Below are 23378 nucleotides of genomic sequence, written 5' to 3'. Positions count from 1 at the left end.
GTTCTTCAGTGCCCGAGCAGGTCGAGGGCGACCATGGTTTCGGCAATCTGCACCGCGTTCAGGGCAGCGCCCTTGCGCAGGTTGTCGGCAACACACCAGAAGCCGAGTCCGTTGGGCACGGTGGGGTCGATGCGCAGGCGCGAGACATAGGTCGCATCCTCGCCCACGATCTCGAGCGGGGTGGCGTAGCCGCCATCCTCGCGCTTGTCGTGCAGCACCACGCCCGGCGCCTCGCGCAGGGCCTCGCGGGCGCGTGCAAGATCAACGGGTTCCTCGAATTCCACGGTAATGGCCTCGGCATGGCCAATGAATACCGGCACCCGCACGCAGGTGGCGAAAACCGCGATGTCGGGGTCGAGGATCTTGCGGGTCTCGACCGTCATCTTCCACTCTTCCTTCGTCGCCCCGTCATCCATGAAACGGTCGATGTGCGGAATGCAGTTGAACGCGATCTGCTTGGTGAACTGCTCGGCCTTGAGCGGGTCGCCCACAAGGCTGCCACGCGCCTGGTTGAACAGCTCGTCCATGCCGCTCTTGCCAGCCCCGGCAACCGCCTGGTAGGTGGCCACCACCACGCGCCTGATTGTGAACAGGTCGTGCAGCGGCTTGAGCGCCACCACCATCTGGATGGTCGAGCAGTTCGGGTTGGCAATGATGCCGCGCTTCGCCTTCTTCACATCGTTGGGATTGACCTCGGGCACCACGAGCGGCACGTCGGGTTCCATGCGGAAGTGGGATGTGTTGTCGATCACGATGCAGCCAGCCCTGGCCGCGCGCGGCGCATGCACGGCCGAGACCGCGCCGCCGGGCGAGAAGAGGGCGACATCCCAGCCGGTGAAGTCGAAGGTCTCGAGGTTCTGCACCTTGAGCACCTTTTTGTCGCCAAACGAGACTTCCTTGCCCGCCGAGCGGGCGGAAGCGAGGGCCACGATCTCATCCACAGGGAACTGGCGCTCGGCCAGAGTCTTGAGGATTTCGCGCCCCACAGCACCGGTGGCGCCCACCACCGCAACGCGGTAACCCATAATCGTCTTTCCTGTCCTGTCATGCCGGTCCATTCGCGCGGAACGGGCCGTTTTCCGTCACTGTAGGGACACCTAGAGCCTGTATCGCCAACGTGCAAGCAACCTGTGCCGCCCCGAACGGGGGGAATCGAATCGGGGGCAGGTCAAGGTGGCGGGTTCCATGCGATGATAGGTGTTATGGCGTACCGCGTGCCCGATGCACGCTTGACCCATCGCGCCCGTGCGTGGGGCCATCTGTGGCCTGCCCCGCGGCCGCGCAGGCAAGGACGGTTAAGAGAGATCATGGCCTCATCAACTGATATTCCCGCAACGCCCGCTGCGGTGCTGCCGGTTACCCCCGCAGGCGCGCGCCGCGCGCCGCCGTGCACGCTGGTCATATTCGGCGCGCATGGCGACCTGACCAAGCGGCTGCTGGTGCCCGCGCTGTACAACCTGGTGGGCAGCGGCCTGCTGCACCCGGATTTCCGCGTGATCGGGGTGGACCGGGTGGATAGCACCACGGCGGCGTGGCGCGACGGGCTGAATGCAATGATGCAGTCCTTTACCCACGACCCCAATGCCGAGTTCCACCCCCCCAGCATCAATGCCGCGCAGTGGGACTGGCTGGCGCAGCGTATGGAATACGTGAAGGCGGATTTCAGTGACGTGGCGGCCATCCGCGCGCTTGGTGAAAAACTGCCCGCCAATGCCATCTTCTACCTGGCCATCTCCTCGCGCTTTTTTGCCACCGTGGTGGAAACGCTGGGTGCTGCCGGAGTCGTGGCGCAGAAGGATGGTGCCTTCCGCCGGGTGGTGATTGAAAAGCCGTTTGGCTCGGACCTTGCCTCGGCCAAGGAACTCAACCGCCGCGTGCTGTCGGTGCTTGACGAGTCGCAGGTGTTCCGCATCGACCATTTCCTGGGCAAGGAGACGGTGCAGAACATTCTCGCCATGCGATTCGGCAACCTGATTTTCGAGCCGCTGTGGCGCAACGAATATGTTGATCATATCGAGATCACCGCCGCCGAGACCATTGGCGTGGAGCAGCGCGGCGCGTTCTATGAGCCCACCGGCGCGCTGCGCGACATGGTGCCCAACCACCTGTTCCAGCTTTTCGCCATGGTGGCGATGGAACCGCCCAACACCTTTGATGCCGAGAGTGTGCGCAACGCCAAGGAGCAACTGTTCGAGGCCGTAACCCCCATCGACCCCCGTGATGCCGTGCGCGGCCAGTACGCAGCCGGCACCGTGGAGGGCAAACCGATGGTGGGCTACCGCGAAAGCCCCGGTGTTTCGCCCCACAGCAATACCGAGACCTATGTGGCGCTCAAGCTGCATGTCGAGAACTGGCGCTGGGCGGGGGTGCCGTTCTACCTGCGCACCGGCAAGGGGCTGGGCGGCCGGCGCACGGAGGTTGTGGTGCAGTTCCGCAAGCCGCCGATGCTCATGTTCCGCGATACCGAGACCGAGAACCTGCCGCCCAACCGCATCATCCTCAACATCCAGCCCGCGCAGGGGCTGACGGTGGAGCTTGGCGCCAAGAAGCCGGGGCCGGAAATGGACCTGACCGACGTGCAGGCCCGCTTCCGTTATGAAGACGTGTTCACCAAGTCACCCAATGTGGGTTACGAGACCCTGCTTTATGACTGCCTGATGGGTGATGAGACCCTGTTCCAGCGCGCCGACAATATCGAGGCGGCGTGGAAGGCGGTTGATCCGGTCCTGCAGGCATGGGCGCAGGACAGTGCCGGCCCCGAACTGTACGAAACCGGCACCACCGGCCCCAGGGGCGCGGATGCGCTGCTGGCACGTGACGGGCGGACCTGGTACCCACTGGACAAAGCCTGAAAGAACAGAAGTTTTCGGGTGCCGCCTTTTTTCAAAAAGGCGGCGTTCTTTCGAAGCGTTTTGAAAAAAGCTTCACCAAAAACTTTTTCACTTAACAAAAAAGCCCGCACCATCATGGTGCGGGCTTTTTTAAATACCTTTGGCGCAGTTGGTTACTGCGCGGCGGGGGCGGCTGTTGCGCCCTGCGTTGCGGCGGCACGCTCCTGCTGCTTCTCGGCATGTTCGCTGTCACCCTGCACGAACAGGGTATCGGCATGCTTGCGCTGCTTTTTGGAGAAGCTGTCGTAAAGCGGCGCAAACGCGGTGTTCAGCGTCTGCATGTCATGCGCGCGCTCGGCCACGAGGTCGGCATAGGACTGCATGTTTTCCACCGCGTTCATCTTGGGCAGCTTGTCGCGGCGTGCCTCGATGGCGTCATGCAGGCGCTGGGCGTTGTCCATCATGTCCTGTGCGAACGGCGTCCAGAGCGTTTCCTGCTTTTTGGTGATGCCCAGTTCGTCATGCAGGGCCTTGATGTGGGCCTCGACTTCGTCGGGAGCGGGATCGTGGGGCGTATGGGCGAGCGATGCGGTCGTGTTGGGCGTGCCCTGCGTGGCGGGGGCCGCGGGCTGCGCGTCGGCCGCCATGGCCATGGCGGGCAGCATCAGGAGGGCGGCAGCAGGGAGGAACCGGCGGAACATCATGTTGTGTATTTTCCTTCGCGGGAGAGATCGGATGCGTGGGATGTCAGGCGGTCAGTAACCGCCGCCATACGGGTAGTAGGCCGGGGGCGGCGGCGGCGGCGGCGGTGCCGGATAATAGGCGGGCGGCGGGGCTGCGGCACCCCGCTCGGCCATCGCGCTGCCCAGCATGGCGCCAACCGCGAGGCCAGCAATGCCGCTGCCCACGGCCAGCCCCGCGCCACCGCCGCCACCACGGCGGTAGCCACCACCACCATGCCAGCCGCCACGGGGCGGGCCGCTATGCCATCCGGGGCCGGGACCGCGCGGGCCGCCATGCCAGGGCTGGGCATGGGCCGCGGGCACGGCGGTAGCCAGCAGGCCAAGGGCGAAGCTGGCTGACAGGAGGGAAGCAGTGAGTTTACGCAGCTTCATGGGCTTTGAGTACCTCGGCATGACGTGAAGGCGAAGAACAGGGGCATGATAGGCGCCCCGCGTGGCGAAACAATGGCCCGGGCCGTGTTCAGGCCACCCAGGGCAACCGCTTGGTCAGGGCAGATAACCGGTGGCGGCGCAGTTCGTTGCGCGCGCGGGTGTCATTGGTCATGTAATTGAGCTGGATGGTATGGCGCGGACCGACATACTGCCGGTGCCCATGCCATGTGTCCGGCCCGTTGGGAAAGACGAGCAGCGTGCCATTGACCGGCGGGATCTCGGCGGCGAAATCCTCAAGGTCATGCCCGTTGCGCAAAAGGCGCAGGCAGCCTTCATGCCGGGCCCAGGCGGCCTCGTCGGCGGCGTTGAGGTACAGCAGCACGGTCACGCGCTTGCTGTCGGAATCGCGGTGGATGCGCCCGTCCTTCGCCCGCGTGCGCCCGCGCAGGGTCAGCATGGTAGGGGCGCCATCAAGGTCGAGGCCGAACTTGGCGGCGATGGCCTGCCGTAGGCGCGGCCCTTCAAGCTCCGCCACCAGGGCCGCCATGAGCGGTGAGAGGCTGAGGGCCGCAGGCGGGAACGACCCGCCCGAGCGGATGTCGGGCAGGCTCGTGGCCAGCGCCTTGAGGTCGGCGGGGGGAATGAAATGCGGCACCACCACGTGGGCGAAAGGCGTGGCTGCGACCGGCGTCGCCTCAAGGGCTGCATAGTCGGGGGTGACGGGTTGGATCATGCCATCTCTGCAAGCACGCGGGTGAAAGTGGCCCCGGCAACCGGGGCCGGTAAACCAATACGTGCCAGACTAGGGCCAGTTGCCTTCACCCGCAAGTGATCGCGCAGGTCAGACCTTGACCGTCTCCACCGCATCAAGCACGCGGCTGGAATAGACCACGGCGGCCCCTGCGTTCAGCGCCACGGCAACGCCCAGCGCCTCGGCAATTTCCGCCTTTGTGGCCCCGGCCTTTACTGCCGCGGTGGAATGGACGGAAATGCACCCGTCGCACCGCGTGGTCACGGCCACGGCCAGCGCGATGAGTTCACGGGTCTTGGCATCGAGGTGGCCGGTTTCGGCGGCGGCGCGGTCGAGGGTCTGGAGTCCCTTGAGCGTGCCGGGCGAGAGGGTGGCAAACGCGCCGATGGACTCGCCCAGATGGGCGCGGTAGGCGTTCCAGTCAGTCATCACAAAACCTCCATTTGATGGGGTTTGAGTTCACCAGATGGAGAGAACCCCTGTCATGACACAGTTTGGCGAGATGGGGGCCTTGCTGGGCGTTTTTGAACCGACTATCGCCAAATTATCATGAATACGGATCTCGCCCCCGCCCGCCTGTCCGCTGCGGCGCCGCCCGCAGGCACAGGCCCCTTCGCCGCCTATGAGGCCCGCGTGGCTTCAGGCCGTCTTGACCGCGACCCCGAGCAGGAAAAAGCCGCCCGCCGGCTCGACCAGCTCTGGCGCGAACTGCGCGACTACCACCCGGTGGTCCAGTCCGCCCCGCCTGCAAGTGGCTGGCTGGGCGGGCTCAGGGCGCGGCTCGGCCTCGCCCGCCCGGCTCATGAACAGGCCCGGCCGCGTGGCGTGTACATGGTGGGGCAGGTGGGGCGTGGCAAAACCATGCTGATGGACCTGTTCTTCAGCCTTGCCCCGGTGGAGCACAAGCGCCGGGTGCATTTCCACCGCTTCATGCAGGATGTGCACCAGCGCCTGCATGACATGAAGGAAGCCGATCCCGACCTGACGGATCCCATCCCGCCGCTCGCCCGCCAGATCGCGCAGGAGGCGTGGCTGCTGTGCTTTGATGAATTCCAGGTCAATGACATCGCGGATGCCATGATCCTTGGCCGCCTGTTCGATTACCTGTTCGCCGATGGCGTGGTGGTGGTGGCCACATCCAACACAAAGCCCGAGGACCTGTTTCAGGACCGCCCCGGCGCCGATGCGTTCAGGCCGTTCATCGCCGCGATCCTCAAGGAGGTCGATACCGTCATCCTCGATTCCCCGCGTGATTACCGCCGCGGCAACGCGCGCGGCATGCAGACATGGATCATTCCCGTCGATGCGGCGGCGACGAAGGAACTCGACTCGATTTTTGCCCGGCTGGCCGACGGCGCGCCGGTGGTGCCGGTCGCGCTCGACATCATGGGTCGCACCCTGAACGTGACGCGCGCCGCAGGCCCTGTGGCACGGTTCAGCTTTGCCGAGCTGTGTGGCAGGCCGCTCGGCGCGGGCGATTACCTGGCACTGGCCACGCGCTTCCCCAACCTCGTGCTTGATGGCGTACCGCGCATGGGGCCGGACAATTTTGACGAGGCGCGGCGCTTCATCGTGCTGATCGACACGCTGTACGAACAGAACGTCAAGCTGTTTGCCTCGGCCGAGGACCGGCCCGACGCCATTTACGCCAAGGGGCAGGGGGCGACCGCGTTCGAGCGCACGGCCTCGCGGCTCGAGGAAATGCAGAGTGCGGCCTACATGCAGTTGCCGCACCTCAACGCATGATGGGAAAAAATGGCGGAAGGGTCACGCCATCGTGACGGTTATGGCGGTGGTGTGACTGCCGGGGCGGTAGGCAAGCCGTGCGGTCTTTGCTTGGGTATGGGCAAGTTCGCATCAGCCGGGAGCCGTGCCGCGCAGAGCGATGTTTTGCAGCGCCATGCCCCGCCACCGTGGGGTCAGGCACGAAAATGTCAGTATGCGCGGCAAGCAGACCTGATCCTGATGAATGATGGCGGCATCCCGGCAAGGGTGCGGCTAGGGTAGCGATACAAATCGGACCGGCTGCCGTTTCAGGCCGGATCCGGAAATAGCGCGGCCACAAAGGCCGCCAGCGAGGAGATGTCTTCAATATGGCGGGCGTAGATATTCTTTCGACCGCATTCAGCGGCGCCAATACGGCCTATCTGGCCGAGTTGTATGCGCGCTGGGTGGCCGATCATCCCAACAGTGTCGATCCTTCCTTTGCCTCCCTGTTCCAGGAGCTGCATGAGGAAGGTTCCGAAATCGTTCATGATGCGGAAGGGGCCTCCTGGGCGCCGCGCCCGCATATCATCACCGGCGATGAACCGGCCCCTCTACCCAATGGCAAGGCGGCGGGCGTTACGGCGGAGAGCCTGAAGGCGGCGGCTGATGACAGCCTGCGTGCGACCCAGCTCATCCGCGCCTTCCGCGTGCGTGGCCACCTTGAGGCGCGGCTCGATCCGCTCGGCCTGCAGGTGCCCAAGCCCCATGCGGATCTCGACCCCGCCACCTACGGCTTCGGCCCCAGGGATCTCGACCGCCCGATCTATCTTGGCCACATCGTCGCCAGCCTGATCGGCTCGGACACCGCCACCATCAACCAGGTGCTCGATGCCCTGCGCGCGGTCTATTGCGGGCCGATCGGCACCGAGTTCATGCACATCCAGGACCCCGAGCAGCGCATGTGGGTGCAGGCGCGGCTTGAGGGTGATAACTGGCGCAAGGGGGCAAGCCCCGAGCAGAAGAAGGTCATCCTGCAGCAGCTGACCGAGGCGGAGGGCTTCGAGTCCTTCTGCCAGAAGCGTTATGTCGGCACCAAGCGCTTCGGCCTTGAAGGCGAGGACGTGACCATTCCCGCGCTGCACGCCATCATCGACCAGGCGGCCTCGGGCGGCGTGCGCTCGGTGGCCATCGGCATGCCGCATCGCGGGCGGCTCAACACGCTCGTCAACATCGTGCGCAAGCCCTATACCGCCATCTTCAGCGAGTTCGCGGGCGTATCCTTCAAGCCCGACGACGTGCAGGGTTCGGGCGATGTGAAATACCATCTCGGCACCTCCACCGATGTCGAGATTGGCGGCACCCCCGTTCATATTTCACTCCAGCCCAACCCCTCGCATCTCGAGGCGGTCGACCCGGTCGTGATCGGCAAGGTGCGCGCAACACAGGATGATGACGACCCCCACCAGCGTGGCCGCCACATGGGCGTGCTGCTGCATGGTGACGCGGCATTCGCGGGCCAGGGCATCGTGTATGAAACGCTGGCCATGTCGCAGTTGATCGGCTACCGCACCGGCGGCACGATCCATGTCGTGGTCAACAACCAGATCGGGTTCACCACCGTTTCGGTCCATTCCTTCTCGGGCCTGTACTGCACGGACGTGGCCAAGGCGGTGCAGGCGCCGATCCTGCACGTCAATGGCGACGAGCCGGAGGCGGTGATCTACTGTTCGCGCCTTGCCGCCGAGTTCCGGCAGAAGTTCGCATCCGACGTGGTGCTCGACATCGTGGGCTACCGCCGCCACGGCCATAACGAGTCCGATGAGCCGTCGTTTACCCAGCCCACCATGTACAAGGCCATCGCGGCGCGCCCGACCATCCGCACGCTCTATTCCGACCGCCTCGTGCGCGAAGGCGTGGTGACCGAAGCCGAAGTGACCGCCGAGTGGGATGGCTTCCACAACAGGCTCGAGCAGGCCTATCAGGCCGCCCAGGGCTACAAGCCCAACAAGGCCGACTGGCTGGAAGGCGCGTGGAAGGGCCTCAAGCCGCCACCGGTCGACACCACCCTGCCCGCGCCCGAAACCGGTGTGGCCATCGACCGGCTGAAGGAAGTCGGCGCATCGCTGGCCCATGTGCCTGATGATTTCAACGCCAACCCCAAGATCATCCGCCAGCTCAAGGCCAAGGCGAAGATGTTCGAGACCGGTGGCGGCATCGACTGGGCCACGGGCGAGGCGCTGGGCTTCGGCACGCTGCTGCTCGACAAACACCATGTCCGCCTGTCGGGCGAGGACTGCCAGCGCGGCACCTTCAGCCAGCGCCACGCGGTGCTGATCGACCAGGTGAACCAGAACACCTACGTGCCGCTCAACAACATCGCCAAGGACCAGGCGGCCATCGAGATCTACAACTCGCTGCTGTCCGAATTCGGCGTGCTGGGCTTTGAATACGGCTACTCGCTGGCCGATCCCAACGCGCTGGTGCTGTGGGAGGCGCAGTTTGGGGACTTCGCCAATGGCGCGCAGGTCATCATCGACCAGTTCATCGCCTCGGGTGAGACCAAGTGGCTGCGCATGTCGGGCCTCGTGATGCTGCTGCCCCACGGTTATGAAGGGCAGGGGCCGGAGCATTCCTCCGCCCGCCTCGAGCGCTACCTGCAGCTCTGCGCCGAGAACAACATGCGGGTGTGCAACATCACCACGCCTGCCAACTACTTCCACGCGTTGCGCCGCCAGCTCTTCCTGGACTATCGCAAGCCGCTGATCATCATGACGCCCAAGTCCCTGCTGCGCCACAAGCTGGCGGTGTCGGACCTCAAGGATTTTGGTCCGGGCACGCGCTTCCTGCCTGTCATTAGCGAGATCGACCCGATCGCAGCGCCGGACAAGGTGGACCGCGTGGTGATCTGCTCGGGCAAGGTCTATTACGACCTGCTGGCCGAGCGCCGCGAGCGCAAGCTGGACAACGTTGCCATCCTGCGCCTTGAGCAGTTCTATCCCTTCCCGGCCAGGATGCTGGGCGAGGAACTGGCCCGCTACAAGCAGGCCAAGGTGATCTGGTGCCAGGAAGAACCCGAGAACATGGGCGGCTGGACCTTTGTTGATCGCCTGATCGAGGGCGTGCTGACCGATATTGGCCACAAGAGCACGCGCCCGACCTTTGTGGGGCGGGTTGCGGCGGCCAGCCCGGCCACGGGCCTGGCCAAGGTGCATGTGGCCGAGCAGGCGGCGCTAGTGAACAAGGCGCTGGGCGTCAGCGCCTGATACGGATCGACTGAAACGATAACAGGGGGGCGGCCTGCCGGTCGCACCCCCAGATAACGAATGGGGCCGCCCCGCAACCCGGTTGGGACCGGGGCGGCCAAGGGATTGGGAAACAGGAAATGTCCGCCGAGATCAAGGTACCGACACTGGGTGAAAGCGTAACCACGGCAACCATCGCCAAGTGGCTCAAGCAGCCGGGTGACGCCGTGAACGAAGATGACCCGTTGGTGGAGCTGGAAACCGACAAGGTCAGCGTGGAAGTGCCCGCCCCGCAGGCTGGCGTGCTTGGCCCGCTGCTGGTGCCCGAGGGCGCTGAAGTGGAAGTGGGCACCGTGCTCTCCACCATCGAGGCCGGTAGTGGCGCGGCCCCCAAGGCTGCCGCAACTCCTGCGCCGAAGAAGGAAGCCGCCCCTGCTGGCGTGCAGGCCCAGCCCGCAACGCCCGGCCCGGTGGCGCGCCCGGCCACCCCGCCGTCTGATGTGGCAGCGCAGGGTGCGGCCAGCGTGGCCTTCCCCGCCGCGCGCAAGGTCATGGCCGAGCAGGGTGTAACGCCGGCCCAGGTCGGCACCGGCACGGGCAAGGACGGGCGCATCACCAAGGGCGATGTGCAGGGCTTCCTCGCACAGCCGCGTGCGGCCACGCCTGCTGCCGCCCCGCGCCCGCCGCGTCAGGATGACCCGCGTGAAGAGCGCGTGAAGATGACGCGCCTGCGCCGCACCATTGCCCGCCGGCTGAAGGATGCGCAGAACACCGCTGCCCTGCTGACCACCTTCAACGAGGTGGATATGTCGGCGGTGATGCAGATGCGCGCCGAATACAAGGACCTGTTCATCAAGAAGCATAACGGCGTGAAGCTGGGCTTCATGTCCATCTTCAGCCGCGCGGTCATTGCGGCATTGCAGGAATTCCCGGCCATCAACGCCGAGATTGACGGCGATGACGTGATCTACCGCGAGTTCGTCAATCTCGGCATTGCCGTGGGTGGCCCCAACGGGCTGGTCGTGCCCGTGATCCGCGATGCCGACAAGATGGGCTTTGCCCAGATTGAGGGCGCGATTGCAGGCTTTGGCAAGAAGGCACGCGAAGGCACGCTCAAGATCGATGAACTCTCGGGTGGCACGTTCTCGATCACCAATGGCGGCATCTATGGCTCGCTCATGTCCACGCCCATCATCAACGCGCCGCAGTCGGCCATCCTTGGCATGCATGCCATCCAGGAGCGCCCGATGGCGGTGAACGGGCAGGTGGTGATCCGCCCGATGATGTATATCGCGCTGACCTACGACCACCGGATCGTGGATGGCAAGGAGGCGGTCAGCTTCCTTGTGCGCGTCAAGCAGAACGTGGAAGATCCGCGCCGTCTGCTGCTGCAGGTCTGATGCCTGCCGGGGCCGCGCCTGTGTCGCGGCCCCTACGCGCAACCGCATAGCAAGCAGGACTGACAAGACATGACAATCGATATCAAGGTGCCCACGCTGGGCGAGAGCGTGACCACGGCCACGGTCGCCAAATGGCTCAGGCAGCCCGGTGATGCGGTCAATGCCGATGACCCGATCGCCGAACTCGAAACCGACAAGGTCAGCGTGGAAGTGCCCGCCCCGCAGGCAGGCGTGCTCGGCGCGCATGCCGTAAAGGAAGGCGATGAGGTCGAGGTTGGCACCGTGCTGACCACCCTTGCGCCGGGTGCTGGTGGCGCCAAGGCGGCTCCGGCTGCCCCGGCCAAACCCGCGCAGGCTGCCGCACCCGCTCCGGCGGCCCCGGCTGCCGCTCCCAAGCCTGCGGTCGAGGCGCCTAGCGAGACGGATTACGACGTGATCGTGATCGGCGCAGGCCCCGGCGGGTATGTGTGCGCCATTCGCGCAGCCCAGCTTGGCTTCAAGGTCGCCTGCGTGGAAAAGCGCGCCACCCTTGGGGGCACCTGCCTCAATGTGGGCTGTATTCCGTCCAAGGCGCTGTTGCAGCAGTCCGAGAACTTCCATGCCGCCAAGGATGAATATGGCGAGATGGGCATCATCATCGACAGCGTGAAGCTGGATCTGGCGAAGATGATGGCGCGCAAGCAGTCCGTGGTTGATGCGAACGTGAAGGGCGTGGAGTTCCTGTTCAAGAAGAACAAGGTCACCTGGCTCAAGGGCACCGGCAAGATCGAGGGCACGGGCCGCATCACGGTGGATGGCAAGCCGGTCACGGCCAAGCACATCGTCATTGCCAGCGGCAGCGACAGTGCGGGCCTACCGGGCGTGGATGTGGATGAAAAGCAGATCGTCACCTCCACCGGCGCGCTTGAGCTTTCCGCCGTGCCCAAAAAGATGGTGGTGATCGGCGGCGGCGTGATCGGCCTTGAGCTGGGCAGCGTGTGGCACCGCCTTGGCGCGGATGTGACGGTGATCGAATATCTCGACCGTCTGGTTCCGGGCACCGATAACGAGGTGGCCAAGACCTTCCAGCGCATCCTGACCAGGCAGGGCCTGAAGATGAAGCTGGGCCACAAGGTGACCAAGGCGGAAAAAGGCCCCAAGGGCGTGACCCTGACCGTGGAACCCGCCAAGGGTGGCACGGCCGAGACGCTGGAAGCCGACGTGGTGCTGCTGGCCATTGGCCGCACGGCGGCGAGCAAGGGCTTCGGGCTGGAAGAGGCGGGCATTGAACTGGACAAGCGCGGCCGCATCGTGACTGACGCGCATTACGCCACCAGCGTGCCCGGCATCTACGCCATTGGCGACGTGATTGCAGGCCCGATGCTGGCCCACAAGGCCGAGGAAGAAGGCGTTGCCATAGCCGAACTGCTGGCAGGCCAGGCGGGTCATGTGAATTACGGCGCGATCCCTGCCGTGGTCTATACGTGGCCGGAAGTGGCGACCGTGGGCAAGACCGAGGAGACCCTGAAGGAAGAGGGCGTTGCCTACAAGGTCGGCAAATTCCCCTTCACCGCCAATGGCCGCGCGCGCGCCATCGGCATGACCGACGGGTTCGTGAAGGTTCTGGCCGATGCCACCACCGATGCGGTGCTTGGCGTGCACATTATCGGCCCGATGGCGGGCGAACTGATTGCCGAATGCACCATGGCGATCGAGTTCGGCGCCTCGTCGGAAGATATTGCCCGCACCTGCCACGCCCACCCCACGCTGAGCGAGGCGGTGAAGGAAGCAGCCCTCGATGTGGACAAGCGCGCCATCCATATCTGACCTGCCGCCACAACAAAAACCCACCCGGTAACAGGCTTACCGGGTGGGTTTTTTATGCATGCCCAAAAGAAGTTTTCGGGTGCTGCCTTTTTTCAAAAAGGCAGCGTTCTCCGAAGCTTTTTGAAAAAAGCTTCACCAAAAACTTTCTTATGATTTCTGGCTCTTAAAAAACGGCAGGGCAGGGGATATTCCCTCAGGCCGGGGTCGTCTTCGCCGGGTTCCAGGCATCACGCTGGGTGATGCGGATCAGTTCCGTGGCGGAAACCGCGCGTGAGATGAAGAAGCCCTGCACGTAATCCACGCCCAGCGCGCGCACGGTGTCGAATTCCTCCTGTGTTTCCACGCCTTCCACCGTTACGGCCAGGTTATAGCCGTGGCCGAGCTTGATGAGGGCGGCAAGCAGGCTTCGGGCTTCCGCGTCGGTGGCGATGTCGCGCACGAGGCAGCGGTCAAGCTTGAGCGACTGGAGCGGCAGTTCGCGCAGGGTGGACAAGCGCACCGTGCCGTAACCGAAATTGTCCATGGCCAGGCCAAACCCGTCTTCCGCCAGGGCGCGCAGGCGCAGGCGGCTTTTTTCCGCCCGCCGCCCCTGCAGCATCTGCTCGGTTACTTCCAGCATGAAGGTGGAGGGCTCGAGGTTGAGCTCACGGATCTCGCTGAACAGGTCGATCTGCTGCTCAAGGTTGAGCAGGTCCAGATGCGACAGGTTGACCGCCAGCCGCAGGCTCGGCAGGCCCGCTTCCTTCCATTTCTGGATATCGTCATGGAAGGACTGCACGAGGTGCGTCTCCATGATCTGGGCCAGCGCCGAGTCGGCAAAGACATCGGTAAACGCGCCCGCGGAGAGCAGGCCCCGGTCGGGATGATGCCAGCGCATCAGCGCTTCCGCCTGCTCGATGCGGCCCGTGCGTGCGTTGAGTATGGGCTGGTAGTAAACCTCGAACTGCCTGAGTTCCACGCCCTTGCGGGCCTCGGTCAGGATCTTGGCCCGCTCCATCGTGGTCTTGTGCAGGCTCGGCGTGAACATGCGCGCCTGCTTGCCGCCTGACTGCTTGGCGGCATAGACCGCCACATCGGCGTTTTTCTGCAGGCCCTCAAGCGTGTCCGCCGCCGTGATCGGCGTGGCCCCGATGCTGCCCGATATGCGCACCGTGGCACTTTCCAGCATGATCGGCTCTTCAAGCAGGTTCTGCACCTTGGTCAGGATGGTCTCGAGCGGCATGAGCTTGAGGCTGCGGCGCAGGATGATGGCGAACTCATCGCCACCAAGCCGGCTGATCGCATCATCGGGGCCGATCAGCTCGATCAGGCGCAGCCCGATCATCTTGAGCACTTCATCGCCCGCATGGTGGCCATGAATGTCATTGACCGGCTTGAACCCGTCAAGGTCGAACATGACCAGCGCCTGCGGCTCGGGGTGCGGGCGCTTGGCGTTCTCGAGTGCGGTGACAAGGCTGGCATTGAAGCCGCCACGGTTGAGCAGCCCGGTCAGCACGTCGGTCGCGGCCTGTTTCTTGAGCCGGACCTTGGTGTTCATCAGTTCCGTGATTTCAAACCGGCTGGCCACGAAACCGGTAATCTCGCCCTTGGCATTGCGGTGCGGCATGATGGTGGTGGCCACCCAGTAGTGGCTGCCATCCTTGGCGCGGTTGCACAGGTTGCCATACCAGGTGCGGCCTGCGAACAGGGTCTGGTACATCTCGCGGAAGAAGGCCTTCCCATGCTCGCCCGAGTTCAGGATGCGATGGGTGTGGCCCAGCAGTTCCTCGCGGGAATACTGGCTGATCTCGCAGAACTTGTCATTGACGTAGGTAATGACGCCCTTGCGGTCGGTGACCGCAACAATAAGGACATTATCCACCACGTCTGCCCAGAAGTCGGCATCTTCATGTGTAAGGGCGCGGAGCCTGTTATCATGCGGTGCGGACATTCTGTTACCTCGGATACGGATCGAAAAACCTGAATTGACCTATTGGTAATTTAGGATGTTTTCTTTTTTGACGAAACATTTTTGGCAGCCGACACGGCAGGCAGCATTTGCCGGATCGTCTTGTGGTGGCGCATCCACTTCTCGAAGTCGTCGGGTGCGAGTGGCTTGGCAAACAGATAGCCCTGCATCACGTCGCAATTGAGTTTTTCCAGCAGGTCGCGCTGCTGCTCGGTCTCGACGCCTTCGGTCACGACCGTCATGCCCAGCCGCGAGCCGATGCCGATCACCGCCATGGTCACGGCCTGGGCATTGGTGTCATGCTCGAAATCGTTGATGAAGCTGCGGTCGATCTTGATCTCGGTCAGCGGCAGGCGTGTGAGCCGCGAGAGCGATGAATACCCGGTGCCGAAATCATCCATCGACAGGCCGCAGCCGATATTGCGGATCGACTGGAGCACTTCCTCGGTGTCGCGGCTGTTATCCATCATCACGCTCTCGGTAATTTCCACCGTCAGGCGCGCGGGCTTGAGGTTATGGTCCTTGAGCAGGGCCGCGATATGCTCGGGCAGCGCACGGTTGCGGAAATGCACGGCAGACAGGTTCACGGCCACGGTGGGCACATGGATGCCGTCACGGTCCCACTTCACGATCTGGCGGCACGCCTCGAGCAGCGACCAGCGGCCGATGGCCTCGATCTGGCCGGTCTCTTCCGCCATGGCAATGAAGCGCGAGGGGAAGATGTTGCCAAGATGCGGATGGTGCCAGCGCGATAGCGCCTCGACGCCGCTGAGTTCGAGCGTGTGGGTGCGCACCTGCGGCTGGTAGTGCAGGTTGAGCATGCCCTTGGCCAGCGAATCACGCAGCGCCGAGCCAAGTACCAGCCGGTCCTGCGCTATCTGGTTCTTTTCCAGGTTGGCGAAACGGAAGACGCCGCGCCCGTCTTCCTTGGCCTGGCGCAGCGCCACATCGGCGGTGCTGAGCAGGGATTCGCTGTCCGGCCCGTTATCGGGGTAGGTGCTGATGCCAATGGAGCATGAAATGGTCAGCGTGTTCTGGCCAATCTGCATGGGCATGGTCATGGAAGCGAGCAGATGCTCGGCAAAGGCTGTGGCTTCCTTGTGCGGGCAGTTGGGCACCACAACCACGAACTCGTCGCCGCCGGAGCGGCTGAGCACGTAATCCTCCTTGGCGATGGAACGGATGCGCCCTGCGATCTCGACAAGGAACTGGTCGGCATAGACATGGCCAAGCGCATCGTTGATATCGCGGAAACGGTCGATATCGAGCATGAAGATGGCAAACTGCCGGTTGCCATCCTGCTTGCTGATCATGCTCTCGATCACCTTGTGCACCGAGGAGCGGTTGAGCAGCCCGGTCAGGCTGTCAAAATTGGCAAGGTGGGAGATATGCTCCTGCGTCGCGTTCTGCTCAAAGGCCAGTGCGCAGAAGGGAATGCACGAATCGACAATGCGCTGCGGCCATGTATTGCGGCCCTGGTCTTCACGCGCATAGAGGGCGAAAATGCCCTTCACCTGCCCCGAACGCGTGCTGACGGGCGTGCAGAAGCACTGCTGCAGGCCAAGCGAGATACCGAGCGAGCGGTAGCTGTCCCACACCATGCGGGTGGCATGCTTGGGGTCGACGCGCAGCTTCTCGAGTTCGGATGACGAGACATACAGGCTCTCGAGCGAGGCGCGGTAGCGCTTGGGCAGCGTGGGGCTGGACAGGACGCGCAGCTGCCCGTCTGGCGTAATCAGCATGAGCACGGCCACCGTGCCGGGCACGAAGCTTTCCACCCGGCGGCACAGAAGGTCGGCCACGTCCTGGATCATCATGTCGCTGGCGAGTGCCTGCAGCACGTCGTTCTGCAGGATCAGGATCTTGCGCTGCTGGCTTTCGTTGGTGACATTCTTCATCACGCCCATGAAGAAGATGCGCCCGTCATCGGTCACGACCTTGGACAGCGAAAGCTCGCCGCAGATATATTCCCCATCCGAGCGGGTGAACTCCACCTCGCGCGAGGTGCCGACAATACGGTTGTGCTCGCTGCCCCGGCTGCGCTCGACAAAGGCGTCATGCCCGGCCTGATGCAGCGTGGGCACCAGCACGTTCACGTTCCTGCCCAGCACGTCTTTCTTGTCGAGGCCCCACAGGTTCGACGCTGCCTGATTGAAGAAGATGACCTCATTTTTGTCATCAATAATCACGGTCGCGTCTATGGCCTGTTCCAGTGCCGAAATCAGGACTTCAGCGCTCAGGTTGGGCTTTGACATTGAATTACCTCGCAAAAGGGACAAGGGGCAGCCACCGGCAGGCGGCTGCGGCAGGGGTATATAAGGCGACCTGAAATGCAGGGCGCGCCATCGCCCGGGCGGGGACAATGCATGGCGGCCGCAGGAATATCATAGGATGATGATAAGCATATTACATATTATTCAAGATGATCATTATACCACATTGATATGAATTAACGTTGTCTTTAATAATTTCCGTATGGAACAGATGGGTTCATATAGCATTCGCGGCGCGGTTGATCCATCACATCCCGCACGCAAAATTGCCATATTCCACGCATGTCAGGTTTTGGGGCCGCAATCCTTGTCCGCGCAGCCCGAACAGCCGCCACATCCGCCCTTTGGGCGCGGGCGGGCCCTTGCCTGCGCAGGCCGTATCAGGGCTTGCGGGGCATGAATGCGGCGCAGCAGCCCGGCCGTGGCCTGCCAGCCCGCCTGCCCCAACCGGGGGAATAGCCGCCCCAGCCAGTAGGCGGCGCAGGCCGCGACCAGCGTTGCCGCCACCAGGGCCTGAAGCCACTGCGGCGCGTGCATCAGAGCATCCGCGCGATGTGATAGGTGAGGAAGGCCGCCGCATAGGCCAGGCCGAACAGGTAGCCCGCCGTCAGCGCCACCACGCGCCATGAGCCGGTCTCGCGCCGGATGACGGCAAGGGTCGCCACGCATTGCGGCGCATAGACATACCATGCCAGCAGCGAAAGTGCGGTGGGCAGGCTCCAGTGCGTGGGCAGCATGCCGCCAAGCTGAAGGGCTGCCTGGTCGGTATCGGCCCCTGAGCCGAGCGAATAGACCGTGGCCAGCGCGCCCACCGCCACCTCACGCGCGGCGAGGCCGGGAATGAGGGCCACGCAGATCTGCCAGTTGAAGCCCAGCGGCGCGAAGACGGGCAGCATGATGTGCCCGATGCGCCCGGCCAGGCTCCAGTCGATGGCGGGGCCCACCGCGCCCGCGGGCGGCTTGGGAAAGCTGGACAGCCCCCACAGCAGCACCGTCAGCGAGACGATGGTGGTGCCCACGCGCATGAGGAAGATGCGCGCGCGCTCCCACAGCCCCAGCGCCAGGTCGCGCGGGTTGGGCAGGCGGTAGGCGGGCAGTTCCATCAGCAGGGTGGCTTCGCGCCGGTCGGGGTTGCGCCAGCGCATGATGCGCGCCACCACCAGCGCCGAGATGATGCCCAGCGCGTAAAGCCCGAACAGCACCAGCCCCTGCAGGTTCATGAACCCCGCCACGTTGCGGTGCGGAATGAACGCCCCGATCAGCAGGGTATAGATTGGCAGCCGGGCCGAGCAGGTCATGAGCGGGGCGACGAGAATGGTCACCAGCCGGTCGCGCGGGTTCTGGATGGTGCGGGTGGCCATGATGCCCGGCACGGCGCAGGCAAAGCTCGACAGCAGCGGAATGAACGAGCGCCCGCTCAGACCCGCAACCGACATCAGCCGGTCAAGCAGGAAGGCGGCGCGCGGCAGGTAGCCTGATTCCTCAAGGGCAAGGATCCACGCGAACAGGATCAGGATCTGCGGCAGGAAGGTGACCACGCTGCCAGCACCCGCAATCACGCCATCCACGATCAGGCTGCGCAGCACGCCATCAGGCATCAGGCGGCCCACCTGCTCGCCCAGTAGCCCCATGCCCGCGTCGATGCCATCCATGAGCGGCTGCGCCCAGGCGAACACCGCCTGGAACATGAGGAAGAGCAGCACGAGCAGGATCACCGGCCCCCAGACCGGATGCAGCACCCAGCGGTCGAGCCGCTCCTCCATCCGGTCCGATAGCGGGGTGGCGTGGGTGACGCAGTCCGCCAGGATCTGGCGCACCATGGCGTGCAGGTCGGTGCCCGGCGGCACGGGCGTGGGCACGGGCGGCGGCACGCCATCGAGCCGGGCCAGCAGGTCGCGCGCGCCATTGCGCCTGATGCCCACCGTGGGCACGACGGGCATGCCCAGTTCCGCCTGCAGGCGCGGCAGGTCGATCTCCATGCCGTTGCGCTGGGCTGCGTCGATCATGTTCAGCGCCAGCACCACGGGGCGGCCAAGGCTGCGCATTTCCAGCACGAAGCGCAGGTGCAGGCGCAGGTTGGTGGCATCGGCCACGCATACCAGCAGGTCAGGCGCCGCCTCGCCACGATAGGTGCCCGCGCAGACATCATGCGTCACCGCCTCATCGGGGCTGGTGGCGTTGAGGCTGTAGGCGCCGGGCAGGTCTAGCAGGCGTACGCTACGGCCTGCGGGAGTCGTGAACCAGCCTTCCTTGCGCTCCACGGTGGCGCCGGCGTAATTGGCCACTTTCTGCCGGCTGCCGGTCAGCAGGTTGAACAGGGCGGTCTTGCCGCAGTTCGGGTTGCCGACCAGGGCTATGTTGAGCGGGGTCATGCCGCCGCTTTCGCCACATGCACACGCACGCGCTGCGCCTCGGTGCGGCGCAGGGCAAAGCGGGTGAAGCCAATGCGCACGGCCAGCGGGTCGCCGCCCAGCGGCGCGGTCGCCACGATGCGCACGGCCTCGCCTGGCACGAAACCGAGTTCACGCAGGCGCTGAGCCACGGGGTCGGGGCTGCCGTTATCATCAACGCTGTCGATCACGGCGTCGGTTCCGCGTGGCAGGTCATTCAGTCGCATAAAACAGGGACAATCCGGATGGTAAAAGTAAGTAATAATTATTATTAAATATTACCGGGAATATTGTCCATCACGTTTGCCCCGATACCTGCGTTATCGCTGGTGCCGATATGTTTGCAATGCAGGGGTTGGCCCGGCGTGGGTATTGGCGCGTCTGTCTGGTGCGTAGAATGGCGGCATGACCTCACTCATGCCTTTTGCCCATACAGTCCCGCTCCCTGCCGCGCCGGAAGGGTGGGTGGATGTGGGCCATGTCGTGCTGATGGATGGCACGATCGCCACCACCCGCAGCACCATCGCGGGGAAAGACGCTTCTGTGCGCATTACGGTATTTGATGGCGTGGCGGAAACGGAAGTCCTGCGGCTTGCCGGGCGTGATCCGGCATGGTGGTGCCTTGACCGCATGGCCGATGGCCGGTGGCTGTTTTATGATCCCGCCCGCCCAGGACAGGTGCAGCGCGTGACACCCGATGGCCAGGAAGACGGCAGCCTGCATGTGGGCGAAGACTTTTGCGCCGTGCAATGCGCGCCTGATCATACCGTGTGGGTGGGCTATTACGATCAGGGTATCTTTGCCCCGGAGGACGAGCACGGCAACCCGCCTGTCTCAGCCGGGGGGATCGTGCAGTTTGATGCCGATGGCCGCAAATCATGGGCCTGGAACGACACCCCGCCCCCGGTCATGGGGGTTGATGAGTGCTATGCCATGACCCTTGCGGGCAATGTGCTGTGGAGTTCCTTTTACTCCAGTTTTCCCGTGGCCTGCGTGCGCGATCATAAGCCGCGCACATGGTGCAATACGATTGATGGCGCGCGCGCCCTTGCGATTGAAGGTGAGATGGTGGTGATGGCGGGTGGGTATGCGTCCGAGGCTGACCGTATCGCCGTGCTGCGTCTTGGCCATGATAGTGCGGAATGCATCGGGGTGGGCACGTTTGCCCTGCCGCCCTCCACGGAGCCGTTATGCCTGCAGGGGCGCGACAACATCGTGCATATCATCACGCAGCAGCGCTGGACGCGGCTTTCGGTCAGGGCTGCGGTTGAGGGTGTGCAGCAGATTGAAAAGGCAGATCCCATAAAACCCTGAAATTATAAAAGTTTTTGGTGAAGCTTTTTTCAAAAAGCTTCAGAACGGACCGCCCCGCCTTCAGGCTGCATTTCCAGACGTGGACAGCACGTGGAAGAACGTGCCCGAAACATGCCCCCGCCGTGCTCCGCCGGTGCCCCGGTCCACACCGTAGCCATCGGTCATGTCAGCCAGTGGCGCATCCGGGCCGGGGTTAGTGACCGTGGCGTAGTGGAATTCATGCCCGCGCAGCACGGTGCCCGCAGGGCCTATGGCGCAGCCTTCGCGCAAGGTGGCGCTGCGGTAGCCGAGGTTCATGCGGCGTTTGGCAAAAGACGTGGCATGGCCGAGCAGGCCGGTCATGCGGTGGGTCTCGCCCGCTTTGTCGGTCAGGCTCTCGCCCAGCACCATGAAGCCCCCGCATTCCCCATGCACGGGGCGGGTGCGGGCGAAATGGGCCAGCGTGGTGCGAAAATTCCCGCACGCGGCAAGGCGGCCCGCATGCAGTTCGGGGTAGCCGCCGGGCAGCCAGCAGGCATCGCAGTCTGCGCCCGGCCCTTCATCGGCAAGGGGCGAGAAGGGGTGCAGTTCCGCCCCCGCCTGTCGCCAGCCCGCAATGATATGGGCATACAGGAACGAGAACGCCGCATCATCCGCCACCGCAATGCGCTGCCCCGGCGGTGGCAGGGCGCACGGATTGCCGAGGGATGGGGGCAGGCGGGGTGGGGCTGCGCAGGTCAGTATCGCGTCAAGGTCAAGGTCGCGTTCGGCCTGCGTGGCCAGCCGTTCGGCCAGGGCGTCGAGGCCGCCATGCTCGCGAGCCTGCACCAGCCCCAGATGGCGCTCGGGCAGTTCAAGCTGCGCATCGCGCCCGAAAGCGCCGAGCACCGGCAGGTTGATGGCCTCCATGGCCCGTGTCGCCATGTCAGCATGGCGGGGGGAGCCGACACGGTTAAGGATCACGCCCGCAATCTTTACCGCCGGGTCCAGCGTGGCAAAGCCCAGCGCGGTGGCGGCGGCCGACTGGCCCTGGCCTGAAATGTCGAGCACCAGCAGCACGGGCAGGCCGTAACGCGCCGCGATATCAGCCGGTGCGCCGCGTGCGCCCGCAGGTTCCATCAACCCGTCGAACAGGCCCATCGAGGCCTCGGTCACCAGCACCTCGCAGCCTACCTGCGCCTGAGCCATCACGCCATCAAGCAAATGGGGGGGCATGGCCCAGCTATCAAGGTTGAGGCTGGTGCGCCCGGTCAGGGCTTCATGAAAGGCGGGGTCGATATAATCCGGCCCGGTCTTGGCCCCGCGCACGGCCACACCCCGTCGGCGCAGGGCGGCCAGCAGGGCCAGTGTGAGCGTGGTCTTGCCCCCGCCCGAGCGGGGGGCGGCGATCATCAGCCCTCGTGTCATCATGTCCGTTCCTGCTAAAGCGTGGCGAGCGATGCCACCCTTACCCCTGTTGGACGAGAAGGTCATCCCGATGGAGCACCCTCATACCCCCCTGCGCCGGGGGTGGACGACCGGCAGTTGCGCCACCGCTGCCGCGAAGGCCGCGTGGGCCGCGTTGTGCGGGCAGGGCTTTCCCGACCCGGTCACCATCACGCTGCCCGGCGGGCAGGACGTGGCCTTTGCGCTGGCCGCCCATGGTCATGGTCCTGACAGCGCCTGGGCGGAGGTGGTGAAGGATGCGGGCGATGACCCGGACGTGACCCATGGCGCGCATGTGCGTGTTGTGGTGCGTCGCGCGCCCGCGGGCCGTGGCGTGGTGTTTCGCGCAGGGCCGGGCGTGGGTACCGTGACCCTGCCCGGCCTGCCCATACCGCCCGGCGAGCCTGCCATAAACCCCGTGCCCCGGCGCATGATCCGCGCGGCCCTGACTGGCGCTGACGGGCACGAACCCGATGTGGAAGTGACCATCTCGATTGCGGGCGGGGAGGAAATGGCGCGGCACACGCTCAATGGCCGGCTGGGCATTGTGGGCGGCCTGTCCATTCTGGGCACGACGGGCATCGTGGTGCCGTTTTCCTGCGCTGCGTGGATCGACAGCATCCACCGTGGCGTGGACGTGGCGCGCGCGCTGGGTCTGCCGCATGTGGCGGGCTGCACGGGCGATGTGTCCGAACGCGCCACCCGCGCGCTGTACGACCTGCCGGAGGAAGCCATGCTGGAAATGGGCGATTTTGCCGGTGGCCTGCTCAAATACCTGCGCCGCCACCCGGTGCCGCGCGTGACGATTGGCGGCGGCGTGGCCAAGATGACCAAGCTGGCGCAGGGCTTTCTTGACCTGCATTCCCGCCGGGGACAGGCCGATATGGATCAGTTGGCCGACCTTGCGCAGGGCATCGGGGCACCGGATGCCTTGGTGGATTCCATTGCGCAGGCCCATTCCGTGGCAGCCGCCTTCGCGCTGGCTGCGGAAGCAGGCTACTCCCTTGGTCCGGCAGTGGCGCGTGGCGCGTGGCAGGTGGCGTGCGATGTGCTGGCAGGCACGCCCTGCGTGCTGGATGTGCTGCTGTTCGACCGCGCGGGCACGCTGGTGGCCCGGCATGGCCCGTATCCGGTTGCGGGCTGAGAGACTGTTTGAAAACAACTCATTGATAAAAAATAATAAAAGTTTTTGGGTGC

18 protein-coding genes are annotated in these 23378 nt (G+C 64.5%); 7 read left to right on the top strand and 11 right to left on the bottom strand.

The genetic code is table 11. The annotated features are described in order from the left end of the window. Nucleotides 1-5: 5 nt before the first annotated feature. Nucleotides 6-1025 (bottom strand): aspartate-semialdehyde dehydrogenase, encoded by a 1020-nt coding sequence (locus GXY01S_RS13790; RefSeq protein WP_061275964.1) that lies wholly within the window; start codon nt 1023-1025, stop codon nt 6-8. Between the two features lie 282 nt (nt 1026-1307). Between GXY01S_RS13790 and zwf the strand changes: the two genes are divergently transcribed. Beyond that, nucleotides 1308-2852, top strand: a complete 1545-nt coding sequence (zwf, locus tag GXY01S_RS13785; RefSeq protein ID WP_061275962.1) for a glucose-6-phosphate dehydrogenase — start codon at nt 1308-1310, stop codon at nt 2850-2852. Between the two features lie 152 nt (nt 2853-3004). Here zwf and GXY01S_RS13780 read toward each other — a convergent pair whose 3' ends face one another. The 4 genes from GXY01S_RS13780 to GXY01S_RS13765 all read right to left on the bottom strand — a co-directional run bounded on the left by GXY01S_RS13780 (nt 3005) and on the right by GXY01S_RS13765 (nt 5126). Beyond that, nucleotides 3005-3535, bottom strand: a complete 531-nt coding sequence (locus GXY01S_RS13780) for a Spy/CpxP family protein refolding chaperone (protein WP_061275959.1) — start codon at nt 3533-3535, stop codon at nt 3005-3007. Between the two features lie 51 nt (nt 3536-3586). After that, nucleotides 3587-3946: a hypothetical protein gene (locus GXY01S_RS13775; RefSeq protein ID WP_110570384.1), complete on the bottom strand. Its 360-nt coding sequence runs from the start codon at nt 3944-3946 to the stop codon at nt 3587-3589. 88 nt (nt 3947-4034) lie between these two features. Beyond that, nucleotides 4035-4679, bottom strand: a complete 645-nt coding sequence (locus GXY01S_RS13770; RefSeq protein ID WP_061275957.1) for a 2OG-Fe(II) oxygenase — start codon at nt 4677-4679, stop codon at nt 4035-4037. A gap of 108 nt (nt 4680-4787) precedes the next feature. Further along, nucleotides 4788-5126 carry a carboxymuconolactone decarboxylase family protein gene (locus tag GXY01S_RS13765; protein WP_061275955.1) on the bottom strand — a complete coding sequence of 113 codons (339 nt, stop codon included), beginning with the start codon at nt 5124-5126 and terminating at the stop codon, nt 4788-4790. Between the two features lie 120 nt (nt 5127-5246). Between GXY01S_RS13765 and zapE the strand changes: the two genes are divergently transcribed. The 4 genes from zapE to lpdA all read left to right on the top strand — a co-directional run bounded on the left by zapE (nt 5247) and on the right by lpdA (nt 12852). Next, nucleotides 5247-6443 (top strand): cell division protein ZapE, encoded by a 1197-nt coding sequence (gene zapE, locus GXY01S_RS13760; protein WP_061275953.1) that lies wholly within the window; start codon nt 5247-5249, stop codon nt 6441-6443. A gap of 347 nt (nt 6444-6790) precedes the next feature. Continuing rightward, nucleotides 6791-9667: a 2-oxoglutarate dehydrogenase E1 component gene (locus tag GXY01S_RS13755; protein ID WP_061275951.1), complete on the top strand. Its 2877-nt coding sequence runs from the start codon at nt 6791-6793 to the stop codon at nt 9665-9667. A 119-nt stretch (nt 9668-9786) separates the two neighbouring features. Further along, on the top strand, nt 9787-11046 hold the full coding sequence (odhB, locus tag GXY01S_RS13750) for a 2-oxoglutarate dehydrogenase complex dihydrolipoyllysine-residue succinyltransferase (RefSeq protein WP_061275949.1): 1260 nt from the start codon (nt 9787-9789) through the stop codon (nt 11044-11046). A 69-nt stretch (nt 11047-11115) separates the two neighbouring features. Continuing rightward, nucleotides 11116-12852, top strand: coding sequence for a dihydrolipoyl dehydrogenase (gene lpdA / locus GXY01S_RS13745; RefSeq protein WP_061275948.1), 1737 nt, complete (start codon nt 11116-11118; stop codon nt 12850-12852). A gap of 193 nt (nt 12853-13045) precedes the next feature. On the opposite strand, the gene GXY01S_RS13740 is transcribed toward lpdA, so the two are convergent. The 5 genes from GXY01S_RS13740 to GXY01S_RS13720 all read right to left on the bottom strand — a co-directional run bounded on the left by GXY01S_RS13740 (nt 13046) and on the right by GXY01S_RS13720 (nt 19690). After that, nucleotides 13046-14782 (bottom strand): putative bifunctional diguanylate cyclase/phosphodiesterase, encoded by a 1737-nt coding sequence (locus tag GXY01S_RS13740; RefSeq protein ID WP_061275945.1) that lies wholly within the window; start codon nt 14780-14782, stop codon nt 13046-13048. Between the two features lie 50 nt (nt 14783-14832). Further along, nucleotides 14833-17055, bottom strand: a complete 2223-nt coding sequence (locus GXY01S_RS13735) for an EAL domain-containing protein (RefSeq protein WP_061275943.1) — start codon at nt 17053-17055, stop codon at nt 14833-14835. A gap of 303 nt (nt 17056-17358) precedes the next feature. After that, nucleotides 17359-17610: a DUF6587 family protein gene (locus tag GXY01S_RS13730; protein WP_061275941.1), complete on the bottom strand. Its 252-nt coding sequence runs from the start codon at nt 17608-17610 to the stop codon at nt 17359-17361. Further along, nucleotides 17610-19445, bottom strand: coding sequence for a ferrous iron transport protein B (gene feoB, locus GXY01S_RS13725; protein WP_061275939.1), 1836 nt, complete (start codon nt 19443-19445; stop codon nt 17610-17612). The genes GXY01S_RS13730 and feoB overlap by 1 nt, the downstream gene beginning before the upstream one ends. Then, nucleotides 19442-19690, bottom strand: a complete 249-nt coding sequence (locus GXY01S_RS13720; RefSeq protein ID WP_061275937.1) for a FeoA family protein — start codon at nt 19688-19690, stop codon at nt 19442-19444. The genes feoB and GXY01S_RS13720 overlap by 4 nt, the downstream gene beginning before the upstream one ends. Before the next feature lie 178 nt (nt 19691-19868). Here GXY01S_RS13720 and GXY01S_RS13715 point away from each other — a divergent pair, with 178 nt between their 5' ends. Further along, nucleotides 19869-20777, top strand: coding sequence for a hypothetical protein (locus GXY01S_RS13715; RefSeq protein ID WP_146222763.1), 909 nt, complete (start codon nt 19869-19871; stop codon nt 20775-20777). A gap of 60 nt (nt 20778-20837) precedes the next feature. Here the strand turns inward: GXY01S_RS13715 and GXY01S_RS13710 are convergent, their stop codons facing one another. After that, on the bottom strand, nt 20838-22163 hold the full coding sequence (locus GXY01S_RS13710) for a cobyrinate a,c-diamide synthase (protein ID WP_242501403.1): 1326 nt from the start codon (nt 22161-22163) through the stop codon (nt 20838-20840). A 70-nt stretch (nt 22164-22233) separates the two neighbouring features. On the opposite strand from GXY01S_RS13710, the gene GXY01S_RS13705 reads away from it, so the two are divergent. Beyond that, on the top strand, nt 22234-23325 hold the full coding sequence (locus GXY01S_RS13705) for a cobalt-precorrin-5B (C(1))-methyltransferase (protein WP_061275931.1): 1092 nt from the start codon (nt 22234-22236) through the stop codon (nt 23323-23325). The last annotated feature ends 53 nt before the right edge of the window (nt 23326-23378 follow it).

The sequence above is a fragment of the Komagataeibacter xylinus NBRC 15237 genome, assembly GCF_001571345.1.
Taxonomy (GTDB): domain Bacteria; phylum Pseudomonadota; class Alphaproteobacteria; order Acetobacterales; family Acetobacteraceae; genus Komagataeibacter; species Komagataeibacter xylinus.
This window is presented reverse-complemented; position numbering and strand designations above follow the sequence as displayed.